12 protein-coding genes and 1 tRNA gene are annotated in these 15,068 nt (G+C 67.6%); 7 read left to right on the plus strand and 6 right to left on the minus strand.

Going from position 1 to position 15,068, the window contains the following annotated elements:
- Positions 1-6 precede the first annotated feature (6 nt).
- The 4 genes from E7773_RS02100 to E7773_RS02115 form a co-directional block, all read right to left on the minus strand.
- A complete protein-coding gene (locus E7773_RS02100; protein WP_293987490.1) occupies positions 7-1,884 on the minus strand; it encodes a CHASE4 domain-containing protein in 1,878 nt (625 codons plus the stop codon).
- Complete coding sequence (locus E7773_RS02105; protein WP_293987491.1) at positions 1,884-3,776, minus strand: GGDEF domain-containing response regulator; 1,893 nt, start codon at positions 3,774-3,776, stop codon at positions 1,884-1,886. The genes E7773_RS02100 and E7773_RS02105 overlap by 1 nt, the downstream gene beginning before the upstream one ends.
- Positions 3,777-3,846: 70 nt before the next feature.
- Complete coding sequence (locus tag E7773_RS02110; RefSeq protein ID WP_293987493.1) at positions 3,847-4,743, minus strand: ROK family protein; 897 nt, start codon at positions 4,741-4,743, stop codon at positions 3,847-3,849.
- 115 nt (positions 4,744-4,858) lie between these two features.
- Positions 4,859-5,674, minus strand: coding sequence for a CoA ester lyase (locus E7773_RS02115; protein WP_293987495.1), 816 nt, complete (start codon positions 5,672-5,674; stop codon positions 4,859-4,861).
- A gap of 58 nt (positions 5,675-5,732) precedes the next feature.
- Here E7773_RS02115 and E7773_RS02120 point away from each other — a divergent pair, with 58 nt between their 5' ends.
- On the plus strand, positions 5,733-6,917 hold the full coding sequence (locus E7773_RS02120; RefSeq protein ID WP_293987497.1) for an acyl-CoA dehydrogenase: 1,185 nt from the start codon (positions 5,733-5,735) through the stop codon (positions 6,915-6,917).
- Positions 6,918-7,013: 96 nt separating this feature from the next.
- On the plus strand, positions 7,014-8,132 hold the full coding sequence (locus E7773_RS02125; protein WP_293987500.1) for a CaiB/BaiF CoA-transferase family protein: 1,119 nt from the start codon (positions 7,014-7,016) through the stop codon (positions 8,130-8,132).
- On the opposite strand, the gene E7773_RS02130 is transcribed toward E7773_RS02125, so the two are convergent.
- Both E7773_RS02130 and E7773_RS02135 read right to left on the minus strand, forming a co-directional pair.
- Positions 8,129-9,430, minus strand: coding sequence for a sugar MFS transporter (locus E7773_RS02130; protein WP_293988207.1), 1,302 nt, complete (start codon positions 9,428-9,430; stop codon positions 8,129-8,131). The genes E7773_RS02125 and E7773_RS02130 overlap by 4 nt on opposite strands.
- A 90-nt stretch (positions 9,431-9,520) precedes the next feature.
- Positions 9,521-10,321 carry a class III extradiol ring-cleavage dioxygenase gene (locus E7773_RS02135; protein WP_293987502.1) on the minus strand — a complete coding sequence of 267 codons (801 nt, stop codon included), beginning with the start codon at positions 10,319-10,321 and terminating at the stop codon, positions 9,521-9,523.
- Positions 10,322-10,399: 78 nt separating this feature from the next.
- Between E7773_RS02135 and E7773_RS02140 the strand changes: the two genes are divergently transcribed.
- From E7773_RS02140 to E7773_RS02160, 5 genes are all read left to right on the plus strand, one after another.
- Positions 10,400-10,936: a (2Fe-2S)-binding protein gene (locus E7773_RS02140; RefSeq protein ID WP_293987503.1), complete on the plus strand. Its 537-nt coding sequence runs from the start codon at positions 10,400-10,402 to the stop codon at positions 10,934-10,936.
- Between the two features lie 428 nt (positions 10,937-11,364).
- Complete coding sequence (locus tag E7773_RS02145; protein ID WP_293987504.1) at positions 11,365-12,255, plus strand: RcnB family protein; 891 nt, start codon at positions 11,365-11,367, stop codon at positions 12,253-12,255.
- A gap of 80 nt (positions 12,256-12,335) precedes the next feature.
- Positions 12,336-13,031 (plus strand): 2OG-Fe(II) oxygenase, encoded by a 696-nt coding sequence (locus E7773_RS02150; protein ID WP_293987506.1) that lies wholly within the window; start codon positions 12,336-12,338, stop codon positions 13,029-13,031.
- A 50-nt stretch (positions 13,032-13,081) separates the two neighbouring features.
- Positions 13,082-14,839, plus strand: coding sequence for a single-stranded-DNA-specific exonuclease RecJ (recJ, locus tag E7773_RS02155; protein WP_293987508.1), 1,758 nt, complete (start codon positions 13,082-13,084; stop codon positions 14,837-14,839).
- 61 nt (positions 14,840-14,900) lie between these two features.
- Positions 14,901-14,975 (plus strand) — tRNA-Glu (locus E7773_RS02160).
- Positions 14,976-15,068 lie beyond the last annotated feature (93 nt).

Genomic DNA, 15,068 nt, shown 5'->3' on the forward strand with positions numbered 1-15,068 from the left:
TAGAGGCTAGGCCGCCAGCTCCGATGGCTGCCGCTCCGGCGCCTTCAGCACCAGCCGCGCGACCGCCCCCAACCCCGCCCCGTCGCTGTCGAGGCTGAGCGACCCTTCCATCGCGGTCATCGAATTGGCGCACCAGTGGAGACCCAGCCCGCCCGATTTGTGCGCGCGCGTGGAAAAGCCGCGCTGGAACAAGTTGGGCACGTCGTCCGGATCGAACCCCTCCCCCGTATCGCGGATCGCGATCTCGACATGGCCGTCCGCGGTGTCGGCGATCGTCACGGTGATGTTGCCCGATCCGCCCGCCGCGACGATCGCCTCCGCCGCGTTGGAGAAGAGATTGCCGACAACCTGGCTGAGCAACAGCCGGTTGGCGAGCACCGGGTGCGGCTTCGCGGGGAAGCTGAACATGATCGATGCGCCGTCGCCCGAATGGCGCGCGATCGTCGCGTTCTGTGCGATGATCTGGGTCGCGTCGCATTCGTCGAGCGGCGGGCGTTCGTGCGCGAGCTGCTGTTGCGCGCCGATGATCTCGAGCACCTGGCGCATCGCGTCACGGCCGACCTGAAGCTGGTCGCGACGTTCGGCGCGCTGTTTGTCCTCGGCCTCGACCGCGGCGGCGGCGAAGGCGGCGAGCTTGGCACGGCGCTCGCTCGGCACGTCGTCGCGCGCGAGCTCGGCCAGCACCTTGTCGAGCGTCGCACGATCGACCGGCGGCGCCTGGCCGATCCCGGCGCTCAGGATCGTCGAAACGGGGTTCAGCGCGTTGCGGACGTTGTGCATCACCGCGACCGCGCTTTCGGAGCGGCCGAGCGCGAAGCTCTGCACCTCGACCTGCTCGCGCAGGTCCTTGAGCTGGACCAGCATCGAATTGAAGCTGCGGCCGAGGCTGGCGATCTCGTCCTGCCGCTTGGCATCGTCCTCCAGCACGCTCAGCGATCCCGAATCGCGCACGCGCTGCATATGCCCCTCGACCCGGCCGAGCGGCTTGAGCACGAGCCGCGTGATCATCCGGCTGAGCACGGCGAGCACGATCGCGAGCAGGATTGTCGAGCCGAGCACCGCGAGCCACAGCATATGGCGGCCGAGCAGCGAGACGTCGCGCGGCACGGTGAAGCTGGCGGCGGCGACGGGCTTGCCGTCGGCGCCCGCGATCGGCACCGCGATCTGCATCGTGTTGCTGCTGGTCGTGACCAAGGCGCCGCTTCCCGCAAGATCGAGCTTCGCTGCCACTTGCAGCAGCCCGCTCAACTGCTGCGAATTGATCCGCCGGACCATCACGACATAGCCGCGCGGGGTCCCGCCACCGTCGCTTTTCCTGACCTGCGCGACCCCGGCCGCGGCGACGATGTTGCCGAGGCGGACGAAGAAGCTGCCCGAGTGGCCCGATTTGCTCGCCTTCATCACCGCATCGAGCGGCGCGGCGCGCATCGCGGCGACCATCGCATCGCGCAACCCTTCATTCTCGATCTTGCTCGCCGGATCGATCCAGCGCGCGATCACCAGACTGCGGTCGGGGCGCAGATAGGCCATGCCGTCGACGTCGAGATTGCCCATCGCGAGCGGCGAGAAGCTTTCCTCCTCGAACGCCTTGCTTGGCTTTTCGATATAATCGTAGCTCGAGTTCCAGTCGCCATAGTCGCTGACCGAGCTTTCCACCTTGCCGGCGAATTCGCTCAGCGCGGCGCGGGTGCGCTGGACGTGCCCGTCGATCGACTGACGTTCGAGTGCGTTGAAATTGGGCGTGATGACCGCGGCGAGCAACAGGGTGAGCGCGATCGACCCGATCAGCCCAACGCCGGCAAGGATGACCAGCAGCTTGCCGCCGAGCGACGACGCCCGGGCGCGCTTACGGCCGCGCGCGGGTGCGGCGCGGACCGGGACCATCAGCCGTCGGTCCCGTTGCCCGCATGGATCGCGAATTCGTCGCCGTCGAGATCGTCCTCGCCGCCGATGAAGCGCTGGTCGGCCATGACCTTGGCGTCCGCCGCGGGCACCGGCCGCGAGAAATAATAGCCCTGCAAATGGCTCGCGCCCGCGACGCGCAGCGCCTGGACTTGCCCCTCGGTCTCGACGCCTTCAGCGACCACGCCCAGCCCGAGCGCCTTGCCGAGGTGAACGATCGACTGGACGATCGCCGCGCTTTCGCGCTCGCGGCCCATGCCGTCGATGAAGCTCTTGTCGATCTTCAGGCAATCGAGCGCGAACTTGCGGATGTTATAGAGCGACGAATAGCCCGTGCCGAAATCGTCCAGCGCGATGCGGAAGCCCATCTGGCGCAGCTTGTAGAGCGTCTCCGCAGCGCGTTCGGCATTGTCGAAGATCGCGGTCTCGGTGATCTCGATCTGCACCCGGCTGGGGGCGATCCCGGCGCGCTGGACGCGCTCCATAACGTAGCCGACGAAATTCTGGCGGCGGAACTGGCGCGGCGAAAAGTTGACGGACACATACTGGCCGGGCCACTCGGGCAGCACCTTGAGCGCTTCGTCGAGCACCCAGTCGCCCAGCTCGTGGATCAGGTTCGATTCTTCGGCGATCGGGATGAAGAGCGCGGGGCTGATCGGCCCGAATTCCTCGGTTCGCCAGCGCAATAACGCCTCGAACCCGACAACCTCCATCGCGTCGCCCGTGACGATCGGCTGGTATGCCAGGCTCAGTTCGCCGTTGGAGATCGCTTGGCCCAGGCCGCCTTCGATCCGGCGGCGGAAGCGGACCGACTCGTCCATCGATTCGTCGAACGCGCGGACCACCCCGCGGCCCGATTTCTTGGCGTCGTTGAGCGCGAGATCGGCGCGGCGCATGACATCGACCGGGTCGCGGTCGTCCTCGCCTGAGATGACGACGACGCCGACCGATGCGGCGCCGTGGACCGAATGGCCGAGGATGCGGAAGCTGGTCGCGCACGACGCCACCATGCGGTCGCACGCCATCACCGCGGCTTGCTCGCCAGCGGTGTCGAACAGCACGCCAAACTCGTCCCCGCCCAGCCGCGCGACGATCGCGCCCTCGGGGACATTGGCCTGCAAGATGCCGCAGATCGCGCGGATCAGTTCGTCGCCGGCGAGATGCCCGAGCGTGTCGTTGACCAGCTTGAACCGGTCGAGATCGACCATCGCGCAGGCGAACATCCCGCCGCCACGCACCTTGTCGGTCAGCGCCTTGACGAACGCGAGCCGGTTGGGCGCCTCGGTCAGCGAGTCGTGCGTCGCGAGATGGAGCGCCTTCGATTCGTTCGCGGCCAGCTCGGCCGATTGCTCATGCAGCTTGGCCATCGCCGCCGCGAGATCGCGGTCGGCGCGCCAGCGATGCCCAAGCGCGCTCGCGGTCTGGACGACCTCGGCGATCTCGAACGGCTTGGCGATGTAGAAGATCTTGTCCGCCGGTCCCGCGGCTCGCGAAATCTCGATCGGCGAGAAATCGGAAAAGCCGGTGACGATGACGAGGTTGATGTTGGGGTCGAGCGCGCGGATGCGCGTCGCGGTTTCCTTGCCGTCGATCCCCGGCGGCATGCGCACGTCGATGAACGCGACCGCGAACGGCGATCCTTGCGCAATCGCGGCCTCGACTTCGGCCACGGCGTCTAGGCCCTGCAGGCAATGCACGGCGTCGAACTGGACCGTCTCGCCGTCGTCGTCGCACGGCGCGGTCGGCGCGTCGTCGCCGAACAGTTCGGCCGCCATCCCGCTCAGCGCGTCGGCGCTCGACGTGTCCTTCGGCGCGAAGCAGCGCCGATAGGAATCGTGCATCGCGGGCTCGTCATCGACGATCAGAATGCGCACCAAACCACCCCTTCATTGGCGGAGCGCACACGACGCCCCAATGTCCTTGTCGGGGCGTAAGCGGAGTTAGTTAAAGCGGCGTAAACGATTGAGCATCGAGCGCGTGCTGGCCGAGGAGGATTGCGCCGAGCGGCCCGGCTTCCGCGCCCAATGCTGCGGGAACGATATAGTTGTCGAGGTCGCCGAGCAGCGAACGGTCGCCATAGGCACCGAGGCTCGCGTCGAGCATGCACCGCACCATCGGCAGCAACCATGCGACGCCGAGCGACACGCCGCCGCCGAACACGATCCGCCGCGGAATGCCGGTCAGGACGAGGGTATGGCAGAGCTGCGCGATCGGGTGCGCGACTTGCGGCCAGATCGGCGAAGCTTGCGCGATCTGGTCGGCGCTGACGCCCGCGCGCGCCTTGATCGCGGGACCCGACGCGAGCCCCTCGACGCAATCGCCGTGGAAGCTGCAGATTCCCGGCCAATCGTCGCCTGCCATCCGGACGGGGCGCACGTGACCGAGTTCCTGGTGCGTCATCCCGACCACCGGCTTGCCGCCCGCGATCAGCCCGACGCCGATCCCGGTGCCGATCGTGATGTAGGCGTGATCGGCGAGACCCTTCGCCGCGCCGCATTCGCCCTCGGCCAGCCCCGCGCCGACCACGTCGGTATGGAACCCGGTCGGCACGCCAAAGCGCCGCTGGAGCCGCCCGGCGACATCGGTATCGGCCCAGCCGGGCTTGGTCGTCGCGGTGATGTGGCCGTAATTGGCGGCGTGCGGGTCGATCCCGACCGGCCCGAAGCTCGCGATTCCGATCGCATCGAACCCGCGCCAGCCGTCGAGCGCCGCCTCGATCCCGGCCATCGTCGTCGCGGGATCGGTCGTGTGGACGCGCGCATGTTCCACGATCGTCCCGTCGCGCGCGAGCACGCACAGGCACTTGGTCCCGCCGAGTTCGACCCCCGCGATTAATGACATGGCGCTTCTTCTTTGCACGCTTCCCCGGCGAAGGCCGGGGTCCAGTTACGAGCGGCCCGATGCTGGACCCCGGCCTTCGCCGGGGAGGCGTAAGTGGGTTGAGCACCACCAAACATTATCGCGCCATCCCCAGAATGCGCTCGGCCTGCGCCAGATGCAGCGCTTCAACCATCTTCCCGCCGACCTGGATCACGCCGCCGTCGCCCCCGGCGAACGCGTCGCGGACCTTGGTCGCCCAGGCGACCTCGTCGGCGCTCGGCGAGAAGGCGGCGTTGCAGATGTCGATCTGGCGCGGGTGGATCAGCGACTTGCCGTCATACCCCATCGCCGCCGCCGCGTCGCATTCGGTCTGCAGCCGGGTATCGTCGGTAAAATCGTTGCACACGCCGTCGAGCGCGACCAACCCGCGCGACCGCGCTGCCGCGAGGACCATCGTCTGGACCGGTGTGAGCCACGCCTGCTCCGCCCCCGGCCGCGCGCCGAGTTCGAGCGCGAGGTCGTTGACGCCGAGCACGAGCGCCGTCGCCCCAGCCTTGGCGATGCCCTGCAACCGGCCAAGCGCCTCGCACGTCTCGATCATCACCCACAGTGCCGTATCGGCGACCAGGCGGCTGCGGTACAGCGCGACATCGTCGGCGTTGCGCACCTTGGGTACCAGGATCGTCGTCGCGACTCCGTTGAGCGCCGCGAGATCGTCCGCGCCCCATTGGCTGTCGATCGCGTTGGCGCGCACGACCAGCTCGCGCTCCCCGAACCCCTCGCCCGCGGCCGCGACCGCCGCCGCCCGCGCCTCGCCCTTCGCCTCGGGCGCGACGGCATCCTCCAGGTCGAGGATCACTACGTCCGCCGCCAAGCCCCGCGCCTTCTCGATCGCGCGCGCGTTGCTCGCGGGCAGGAACAGCGCGCTGCGCCGGGGGCGGAAATCGCTCATCGCTTTTCCTTGCCGCAAGCCGCGCGGCGCGGCAATGCGACGCGCAAGGAGAACGTGAATGGCCGGCATGGCGCATTTCGACTGGGCGGACCCCTTCCTGCTCGAGGATCAGCTGACCGAGGACGAGCGGATGGTGCGCGACACCGCGCGCGCCTACGCGCAGGACAAGCTCGCCCCGCGCGTGATCGACGCCTTCGCCAACGAGACCAGCGACCCGGCGATCTTCCGCGAGATGGGCGAGCTCGGGCTGCTCGGGCCGACGATCCCGGAGGAGTATGGCGGGGTCGGCGCGAGCTACGTCGCCTACGGCCTTGTCGCGCGCGAGGTCGAGCGGATCGACAGCGGCTATCGCTCGATGATGTCGGTGCAGTCGAGCCTCGTGATGTTCCCGATCTACGAATACGGATCGGAGGAGCAGCGGCGCAAATACCTCCCCAAGCTCGCGACCGGCGAGTGGATCGGCGCGTTCGGGCTAACCGAGCCCGATGCCGGCTCCGATCCCGGCAGCATGACGACCAAGGCGACCAAGACCGCGACCGGCTATTCGCTGTCGGGCGCGAAGACGTGGATCAGCAACTCGCCGATCGCCGACGTGTTCGTCATCTGGGCGAAGTCCGACGCGCACGGCGGCGGGATTCGCGGATTCGTGCTCGAAAAGGGTATGAAGGGGCTGGCGACGCCCAAGATCGAGGGCAAATTGTCGCTGCGCGCGTCGATCACCGGCATGGTGCTGATGGACGAGGTCGAGGTCGGCGAAGACGCGCTGCTGCCCGAGGTGCAGGGGCTGAAGGGCCCGTTCGGCTGCCTCAATCGCGCGCGCTATGGGATTAGCTGGGGCAGCATGGGAGCGGCCGAATTCTGTATGCACGCCGCGCGGCAATATGGCTTGGACCGCAAGCAGTTCGGCACGCCGCTCGCCGGGCGCCAGCTCTACCAGAAGAAGCTCGCCGACATGGAGACCGAGATCGCGCTCGGGCTTCAGGCGTCGCTCCGTGTCGGGCGGCTGATGGACGAAGGCAAATTCGCGCCGGAGATGATCTCGATCGTCAAGCGCAACAATGTCGGCAAGGCGTTGACCATCGCCCGCGACGCGCGCGACATGCACGGCGGCAACGGGATCAGCGGGGAGTATCAGGTGATGCGGCACCTGATGAACCTGGAGACGGTCAACACCTACGAGGGCGCGCACGACGTCCACGCGCTGATCGTCGGCCGCGCGATCACCGGGATCGCCGCGTTTTGATTCCCCACCGTCACCCCCGCGAAAGCGGGGGCCCATCACCGACGGTGTGTTCTTGGCAGGGCGCGGAAGATGGGTTCCCGCTTTCGCGGGAATGACGTGAAAAAGAAGGCTCCGCTTGATGGTTTAAAAGTCCTCGAACTGGCCCGCATCCTGGCGGGGCCGTGGGCGGGGCAGGTGCTGGCGGATCTCGGTGCCGAGGTGACCAAGGTCGAAAGCCCGGCGGGCGACGACACGCGAACCTGGGGGCCGCCGTTCATCGAGAATCCCGACGGGACGAAGGACGCGGCCTATTACCACGCGTGCAACCGCGGGAAGTCGTCGGTTGTCATCGACTTCACCACGCCCGACGGCCAAGCCGAAGTCCGCCGCCTCGCCACCGACAGCGACGTGCTGATCGAGAATTTCAAGGTCGGCGGGCTCGCCAAATACGGGCTCGATTACGCCACTCTGTCGGCGCTCAACCCGCGGCTGATCTATTGCTCGATCACCGGCTTCGGGCAGGACGGGCCGTATGCCGCGCGCCCCGGCTACGACTTCATCATCCAGGGCATGGGCGGGATCATGGACCTGACCGGCGAGCCCGACGGCGCGCCGCAGAAGATCGGCGTGGCGATGGCGGACATCGCGACCGGGCTCTATTCGGTGATCGGCATCCAGGCGGCGCTGATTCAGCGCGAGCAGACGGGGCGCGGCCAGCAGATCGACATGAGTCTGCTCGACACGATGACCGGCGTGCTCGCCAACCAGGCGGCGAATTATTTCGCGAGCGGCGTCACCCCGCCGCGCGTCGGCAACGCGCACATGAACGTGTCGCCCTATGCGGTTTTTCCGACGAGCGACGGGTGGTTCATCCTCGCGGTCGGGAATGACGGGCAGTTCCAGCGCTTCTGCGGCGTGGTCGGGATCGCGCCCGAGGAGCGCTGGGCGACCAACGCCGGCCGGATCGTCCACCGCGAGCCACTGTTCGCCGCGATCCGCGAGGCAACACGGCGATTTGAACGCGACGACTTGCTGTTCAAACTCGAAGCGGTCGGCGTGCCCGTTGGCCCGATCAACACGGTCGAGCAAGCGCTCACCGACCAGCAAGTCCAGGCGCGCGGCATGGTGATCAAGGGCAAGCGGCTCGACGGGCTGCGCACCCCGATCCGCTTCTCCGACGCCGACCTCGCGTTGGGACGCTTTGCGCCTCGGTTGGGCGAGGCGCAGCCGGACTAGGCGTCGGCGTAATCCTCCGCGGGCCGGCGCGCGTAGATCCCGAACGCGGCGATTATCACGTAACAGACGATCGGCAGGGCCAACGCCATCCGCAAGCTCGAATGGTCGGCGAGCGTGCCGTACAGCGCGGGAATGACCGCGCCACCCGCGATCGCAACGTTGATGATCCCCGATCCGTCCGCCGCGCGGCGACCGAGCTTCTCGCACGCCAGTGTGAAGATCGTCGGGAACATGATCGAATTCATCAGTCCGACCGCCAGCAGCGAATAACCGGAAATCGTGCCGACGGTGTTGATCGAGACGACGATCAGCACGATCGCGCCGACCGCGTTGAACGCCAGCACCTTGCCCGGGCTGACGAACCGCAAGACCGCCGATCCGACGAACCGTCCGAGCAACGCACCACCCCAATAGAAGGGGATCAGCTTGCCACCCGCCTGCTGCGACAGCCCGAGCACGTCCGATTGGATGAGATAGCTGACGAGGAAGCTGCCGATCGCCACCTCCGCACCGACATAGAGGAAGATGCACAGCGCGCCGAACCCGAACCGCGTGCGCTTGAGCAGCGCGAGGCCCTGCGCGAGACTCGACGCTTCGTGCCGCTCGCCCTTTAGGCGGTTGCGGAACAACCATACCACGGCCGCGACCACCGCGAGCGCGGCGGCCACGCCCAGATAGCCATGGACGATCGCCTGCGATTCCTGCGTGCGATAGGCGTCGAGCGCCGGCCCCGACAGGTCCTTCGCGGCGACCGTCGCCAGCCCGCCGAGAATCAGGATCGCCCCGAAATACGGAAAGATCGTCGTGCCGAGCGAATTGAACGCTTGCGCGAAGGTCAGGCGGCTGTGCGCGGTGCGCGGCGGGCCGAGCAGGCTGATCAACGGATTGGCGACGATCTGGACGAGCACCACACCTGTCGCGAGCACGAAATAGGCAAGCAGGAACACGCCGAACGTCGCCGTCTGGCTGGCCGGGATGAACAGCAGGCAGCCGAGAATCATCGTGACGAGCCCCGCCACCGCGCCGCGCATATACCCGATCCGCTTGACCAGGCGCGCACCAGGTATGCCGACCACCGCATAGGCGATGAAAAACCAAACCTGGACCAACGATGCCTGGAAGAAGTTGAGCGTGAACAGCTCCTTCAGCTTCGGGATGATGACGTCGTTCAGGCTGGTGATGCCGCCGAAGATGAAGAACAGCGCGAACACGAACACTTGCAGGTCCGGCGCGTTGATCCCTTCGTGCGTGGCATCGAGCGTTTCCGGATTGGTCGACGTGGCCGCGCTCGTATCCATCACCATGGCATCACTCCCCGAAGCCCCGGATTTGAAACCGGTTTCAGCTGTTGTGGCGCAGCTTGGACGCCGCGGCAATCGGGAAAAAGGTCAGCCGAAGCGGTAACCCGAGACGGCCCAGCCGAGGACGTTGCTATGGTGGTCGCGCACCGCCAGGTCATCGCCACCCGCGCCGAGCGCGACCATCAGCGGCAGCAGATGTTCTTCGCGCGGGTGAGCGAAACGGGCATTGGGCAGGCTCGCCCAATCGATGACGCGTCCGGCGCGGCGCACCGGGTCGGGATCCGTCACCGCACCGGTCAGCGCGGCGTCCCATTCGGCGCTCGGCGCGACCGCAGCCGGCCCACGGACCCGCAGATTGTGGAAGCTCATCCCCGATCCGACGATCAGCACGCCGTCGTCGCGAAGCGGCGCGAGCGCGCGGCCGATGGCGATGTGATCGGCCGGGTCGAGGTCGGCGCGCAGCGACATCTGCGCGAGCGGAATGTCGGCACCGGGCACCGCGATCTTCATCGGCACGAACACGCCGTGATCCCAGCCGCGCTCGCTTTCCTCACGCGTGGAGAACCCGGCATCGCGCAGTAATCCGGCGGCGCGGCGCGCGACCTCCGGCGCTCCCGGAGCATCCCAACGCAGGCGATAGGTATGCTCCGGGAAGCCGTAATAATCGAACAACAGCGGCGGCCGCTCGCCGACATGCAGGGTGATCTCGTCCTCTTCCCAATGGCCCGAGACGAGCAGGATCGCCTTGGGCCGCTCGGGCAGGCTGTCGATCAGCCCGGCGAGGTAGGACTCCATCGGTTGCCACATCGGATCTGACGGACCGCCTTGCGGGTCCATGAAGAAGCACGGGCCGCCGCCGTGCGGGAGAAAGAGTGCAGGAAGTGTCATGGACGGGATATCGCCACGCCCCTCGCCCGCGACAATGCCGCTGGCGGAAACGCGCCGTTTCCGCTTATGCCGCCTCCCGTGACCAAATTCACCGTCAACAACCAGCCGGTCGAGTATCGCATGGACCCGGCGACGCCGCTGCTGTTCGCGCTGCGCGACGCCTCGAACCTGACCGGCACCAAATACGGCTGCGGCACGGGGCATTGCGGCGCGTGCATCGTCGACGTCGACGGCAATGCGCGCAAGAGCTGCCTGGTCCCGATCGGGTCGATCGAGGGCAGCTTCGTCACGACGATCGAAGGGCTGTCGCACGACCGCAGCCATCCGATCCAGGTCGCCTTTCTGGCCGAGAATGTCAGCCAGTGCGGGTTCTGCATCCCCGGCATGGTGATGGCGGCGGCCGCCTTGCTTAAGGCCAATCCGCGGCCGAACGAGGACGATATCCGCAACGGCATCACCAACATCTGCCGCTGTGGCATTTACCCGCGGCTGGTCGAGGCGATCCAGCGTGCCGGCCGCATCCAGCGCGGCGAGGAGACGGTCGCGACGCCGCGTCCGGGCGTTGACCCGTCGGATGCCGCGCGCGTCGTTCCCGCGCTGACGCCGACGCCGTAGTCCGCATCGCTTGTCCAGCCGGCGCTCCGACGAGACTATCAATGTAGGATTTCGTCTGATCTACTCCGACCGATGATCGGTTCGACAAACCAGAACTTCAGCCTGCCCCGCCGCATGGACCCCGGCAGGTAGATGTCGCTTCGCCGTGGCGTCGCCGTCGCGGGATGGGCGCGTCGCGGTGGCGACATTGGCGCGCGACTGTCGCGCCCCTGTCGCCCTGGTGTCGCGTCCCGGGGGCTTCGCGGACCCGAACCCGGCGCAATTCGCCCAGATCGCTGTGCGAGTGTGAACTTTGTGAACTTAGGACCGTTCGATACGGCAATCCTTTCAATTTGCTGACGGGTGAATTCAGGAACGTGTCAGCGCGACTCGGGCACAACGGCGTCATCGTAGGGCCGGCTTGTGCGCCGGCGGATGGAGTGACGGGAATGCATAAGACTTTTCTTCTCGGCCTGATGGCGGCGGCGGCGGCGATCGTCCCGGCGGCGGCATCGGCACAGGACCGTGGCGACTGGCGCGGTCATCGCGGTGGCGATTCGAGCGCGAGCCAGCCACGCGGCAATAATGGCGGCGGATGGCGTGGCCGCGACAATGGCGGCACCGCCGCGACTCCGGCGCCGGCCCCTGCGCCCGCGCCCGCGCCGGCACCACGCACCGAATGGCGTGGCAATCGCGGGAACGGCGGCAACGGCGGCTGGGCCGGTCGCAACAACGGCGGCGGCTTCGATGCGCAAGCGCAGGCTCAGGCGCAAGCCCAGGCTCAGGCTCAGGCCAATGCGCGAGCCCGGGGCGGCTGGGGCAACCGTGGCGGCGACGCCAATAACGGTGGCTGGCGCGGCCGCAACGGCGGCGTGAACGGCGGTTTCAACAACGACCAGGCGCGTGCCCAGGCCGAAGCGCAAGCGCGGGCCAACCGCGACCGTGCGTACAGCGGCGGCAACCGCTGGAACGGCGGCAGCTTCAGCGGCGATGCGCGTGCCCGCGGCTATGACCGCGACAATGGCGGGCAGTGGAACCGCAACTGGCGCGGCAGCAACCAGTATGACTGGCAGCGCTACCGGTCGTCGAACCGCAACGCCTTCCGCCTGCCGCGCTATTACGCGCCATATGGGTGGAACTACGGTTATCGCCGCTTCTCGGTCGGCTTCTTCCTCGACCAGGTGCTCTTCAGCCAGAGCTACTGGATCGACGATCCGTACGATTACCGCCTGCCCGACGCGTATGGCGAGTATCGCTGGGTGCGCTACTACAACGACGCGCTGCTGGTGGACATCTACTCCGGCGAAGTCGTCGATGTGGTCTACGACATCTTCTACTAAAGTCGTCACGTGAGGGTCGGGGCTCGGCGATTTATCGCCGGGCCCTTGCCTTTTTCGGCGGACCCGCGAAGAAAACCGCGATGCTAGGCACAAGAAAGACCATCACCGCCGGCGGCCCGTCCAGGGACCGCGCCCGTATCGGCCAAAGTGTCGCCGCGCGGCTTGAGGCGAACCCTCGCGTCCAGCCTGCCCTGGTCGGCGCGGCGCAGGCCTATTATTATCTCGACTTCCTCACGCCTGCGCAGTGCGACACGCTGATCAAGGTCATCGACGGCAACCGCCGCCCCTCGACCCTGTTGTCCGACCGCCCGGCCGAGGAGGATTACGGTTTCCGCACCAGCGAAAGCTGCGACATGGACCGTTATTCGCCCGACGTGCTGCCGATCGACACCGCGATCGCCGACCTGCTCGGCATCCCGGCCTCGTCGGGGGAAACGATGCAGGGGCAACGCTACGCCCCCGGCCAGCAATTCCGCGCGCACCACGATTTCTTCCACCAGAATCAGAAATACTGGCCCGAGATGAAGCGCACCGGCGGCCAGCGCACCTGGACCGCGATGATCTATCTGAACGATGTGGCGGAAGGCGGGGCGACGTGGTTCCCCGAAGCGGGCCTGCGCGTCGCGCCGCGTCGCGGGCTGCTGCTCGCGTGGAACAACATGAATGCGGATGGCAGCCCGAACACGCTGACGCTGCACGAGGGCATGCCGGTGGTCGAGGGCGTCAAATACATCATCACCAAGTGGTTCCGCGAAGGGACGTGGCTGCTGAACTGACCGGCATGCTGGCGGATTCGCCGCGGCGCGCTTAAGGCTCGCAGCCTGGCATGACCGACACCGTCCTCAACATCACCCAATCGATCCTCGGCCAACCATGGCGCTGGCGCGCGCTTGCCGCCGATGCACGCGATCCGGGGTTCCGGCCCGACGATCTGGTCACGCAATTGCTCCTGTCGCGTGGCGTGGGGCGCGACGATCTCGACGCCAACCGTAGCCCCAGCATCCGCGGCTTCATGCCCGACCCATCGATCTTCAACGACATGGACAAGGCGGCGGCGCGGCTCGCCGACGCGGTGCGGGCGGGCGAGGCGGTCACCGTGTTCGGCGATTACGACGTCGATGGCGCGACCTCGGCCGCGCTGATGATCCGGCTGCTGCGCGGGCTCGGGCTCGACCCGCAGGCCTATATCCCCGACCGATTGATGGAGGGGTATGGCCCGTCGGGCGAGGCGCTGGTGCGAATCGCCGCGGGCGGCGCGAACCTGATCGTCACCGTCGATTGCGGCGCGCAGGCGTTCGAGGCACTCGACATGGCGCGCGAGACCGGGGTCGATGTGATCGTCGTCGACCACCACCAATGCGCGACCGCCCTGCCCCATGCGCTCGCGCTGGTGAATCCCAACCGACTCGACGAAACGGAGGGCAAGCGGCATGGTCACCTTGCCGCGGTCGGCGTCGCGTTCCTGCTTGGCGCGGCCTTGCTGCGGGAGTTGCGCCAGCGCGATTTCTTTGCCGGTCGCGACGAACCCAAATTGCTCGATCTGCTCGATCTCGTCGCGCTGGGAACGGTCGCCGATGTCGCGCAACTAAAGGGTCTCAACCGCGCGTTCGTCGCGCAGGGACTCAAGGTCATGGCGCAGCGCCGCAACGTCGGACTGGCCGCGCTCGCCGAAGCCGCGCGGCTGACGCGCGCGCCGACATGCAGCGATCTGGGCTTCGCGCTCGGGCCGCGGATCAATGCTGGCGGGCGCGTCGGTCGCGCCGATCTGGGCGTGCGACTGCTGACCACCGACGACGCGCACGAGGCGCGGACCATCGCCGCCGAACTCGATCGGTTGAATGAGGAGCGCCGCGCGATCGAGGCGACAGTTCAACAGGAAGCCGAAAGCCAACCCTGCGGCCAAGCCGTCGCGGTGGTGGCGGGCAAGGGCTGGCATCCCGGCGTGATCGGGATCGTCGCCGGACGGCTGAAGGAGCGGCTCGGCATCCCCGTGCTGGTCGTCGCGATCGACGAGCATGGTGTCGGCAAGGGATCGGGGCGCTCGATTGCCGGTGTCGATCTCGGGGCGGCGGTGCTCGCCGCGAAGGAAGCCGGGCTGCTCGTCGCGGGCGGCGGGCATGCGATGGCGGCGGGGCTGACCATCGCCGAGGACCAGCTGGCCGAGTTCGCAGCCTTCCTCGAAAAACGTTTGGCCGCCGCCGTTGCGCGGTCGACCGCCGATCGCGCGCTACTGGTCGACGCGCTGCTCGCGCCCGGCGGGGTAACGCCCGATCTGTGCGAGACGATCGACGGCGGCGGCCCCTATGGCATGGGCTGGCCGAGCCCACGCGTCGTCGCGGGGCCGTTCCGCCCGATCAAGGTCGACGTCGTCGGCAACGGCCATGTCCGCGCGATCATGGCGGGCGACGATGGCTGCAGCCTGAAGGCGATGGCGTTCCGATCCGCCGACACCGCGCTCGGGCAGGCGCTCCTCCAGGCGCCGTCGCACCGCAAATTGTGGCTCGCCGGACGGCCCAAGGTCGACGATTGGGGCACGCGGCCGGGGGCCGAACTCCATTTGGACGACGCCGCCTGGGCGGACTAAATCCGGCCTTAGCTTGACCATCCGCCGCGCTTTCCCTAACCGGCGACCCTCATCCCCGGATGGCCCCTTCGTCTAGTGGTTAGGACGCGGCCCTTTCACGGCTGAAACACGGGTTCGAGCCCCGTAGGGGTCACCAGCGAGACGCGGAATGTCCGGAGGACATTTCGCGCACGCAGGTGACGGGAGCGCAGGCGACCTCAACCCCTCGCGTACTGCTCCGCACCTCCCT

It is taken from the genome of Sphingomonas sp. (assembly GCF_004799495.1).
Lineage (GTDB): Bacteria > Pseudomonadota > Alphaproteobacteria > Sphingomonadales > Sphingomonadaceae > Sphingomonas.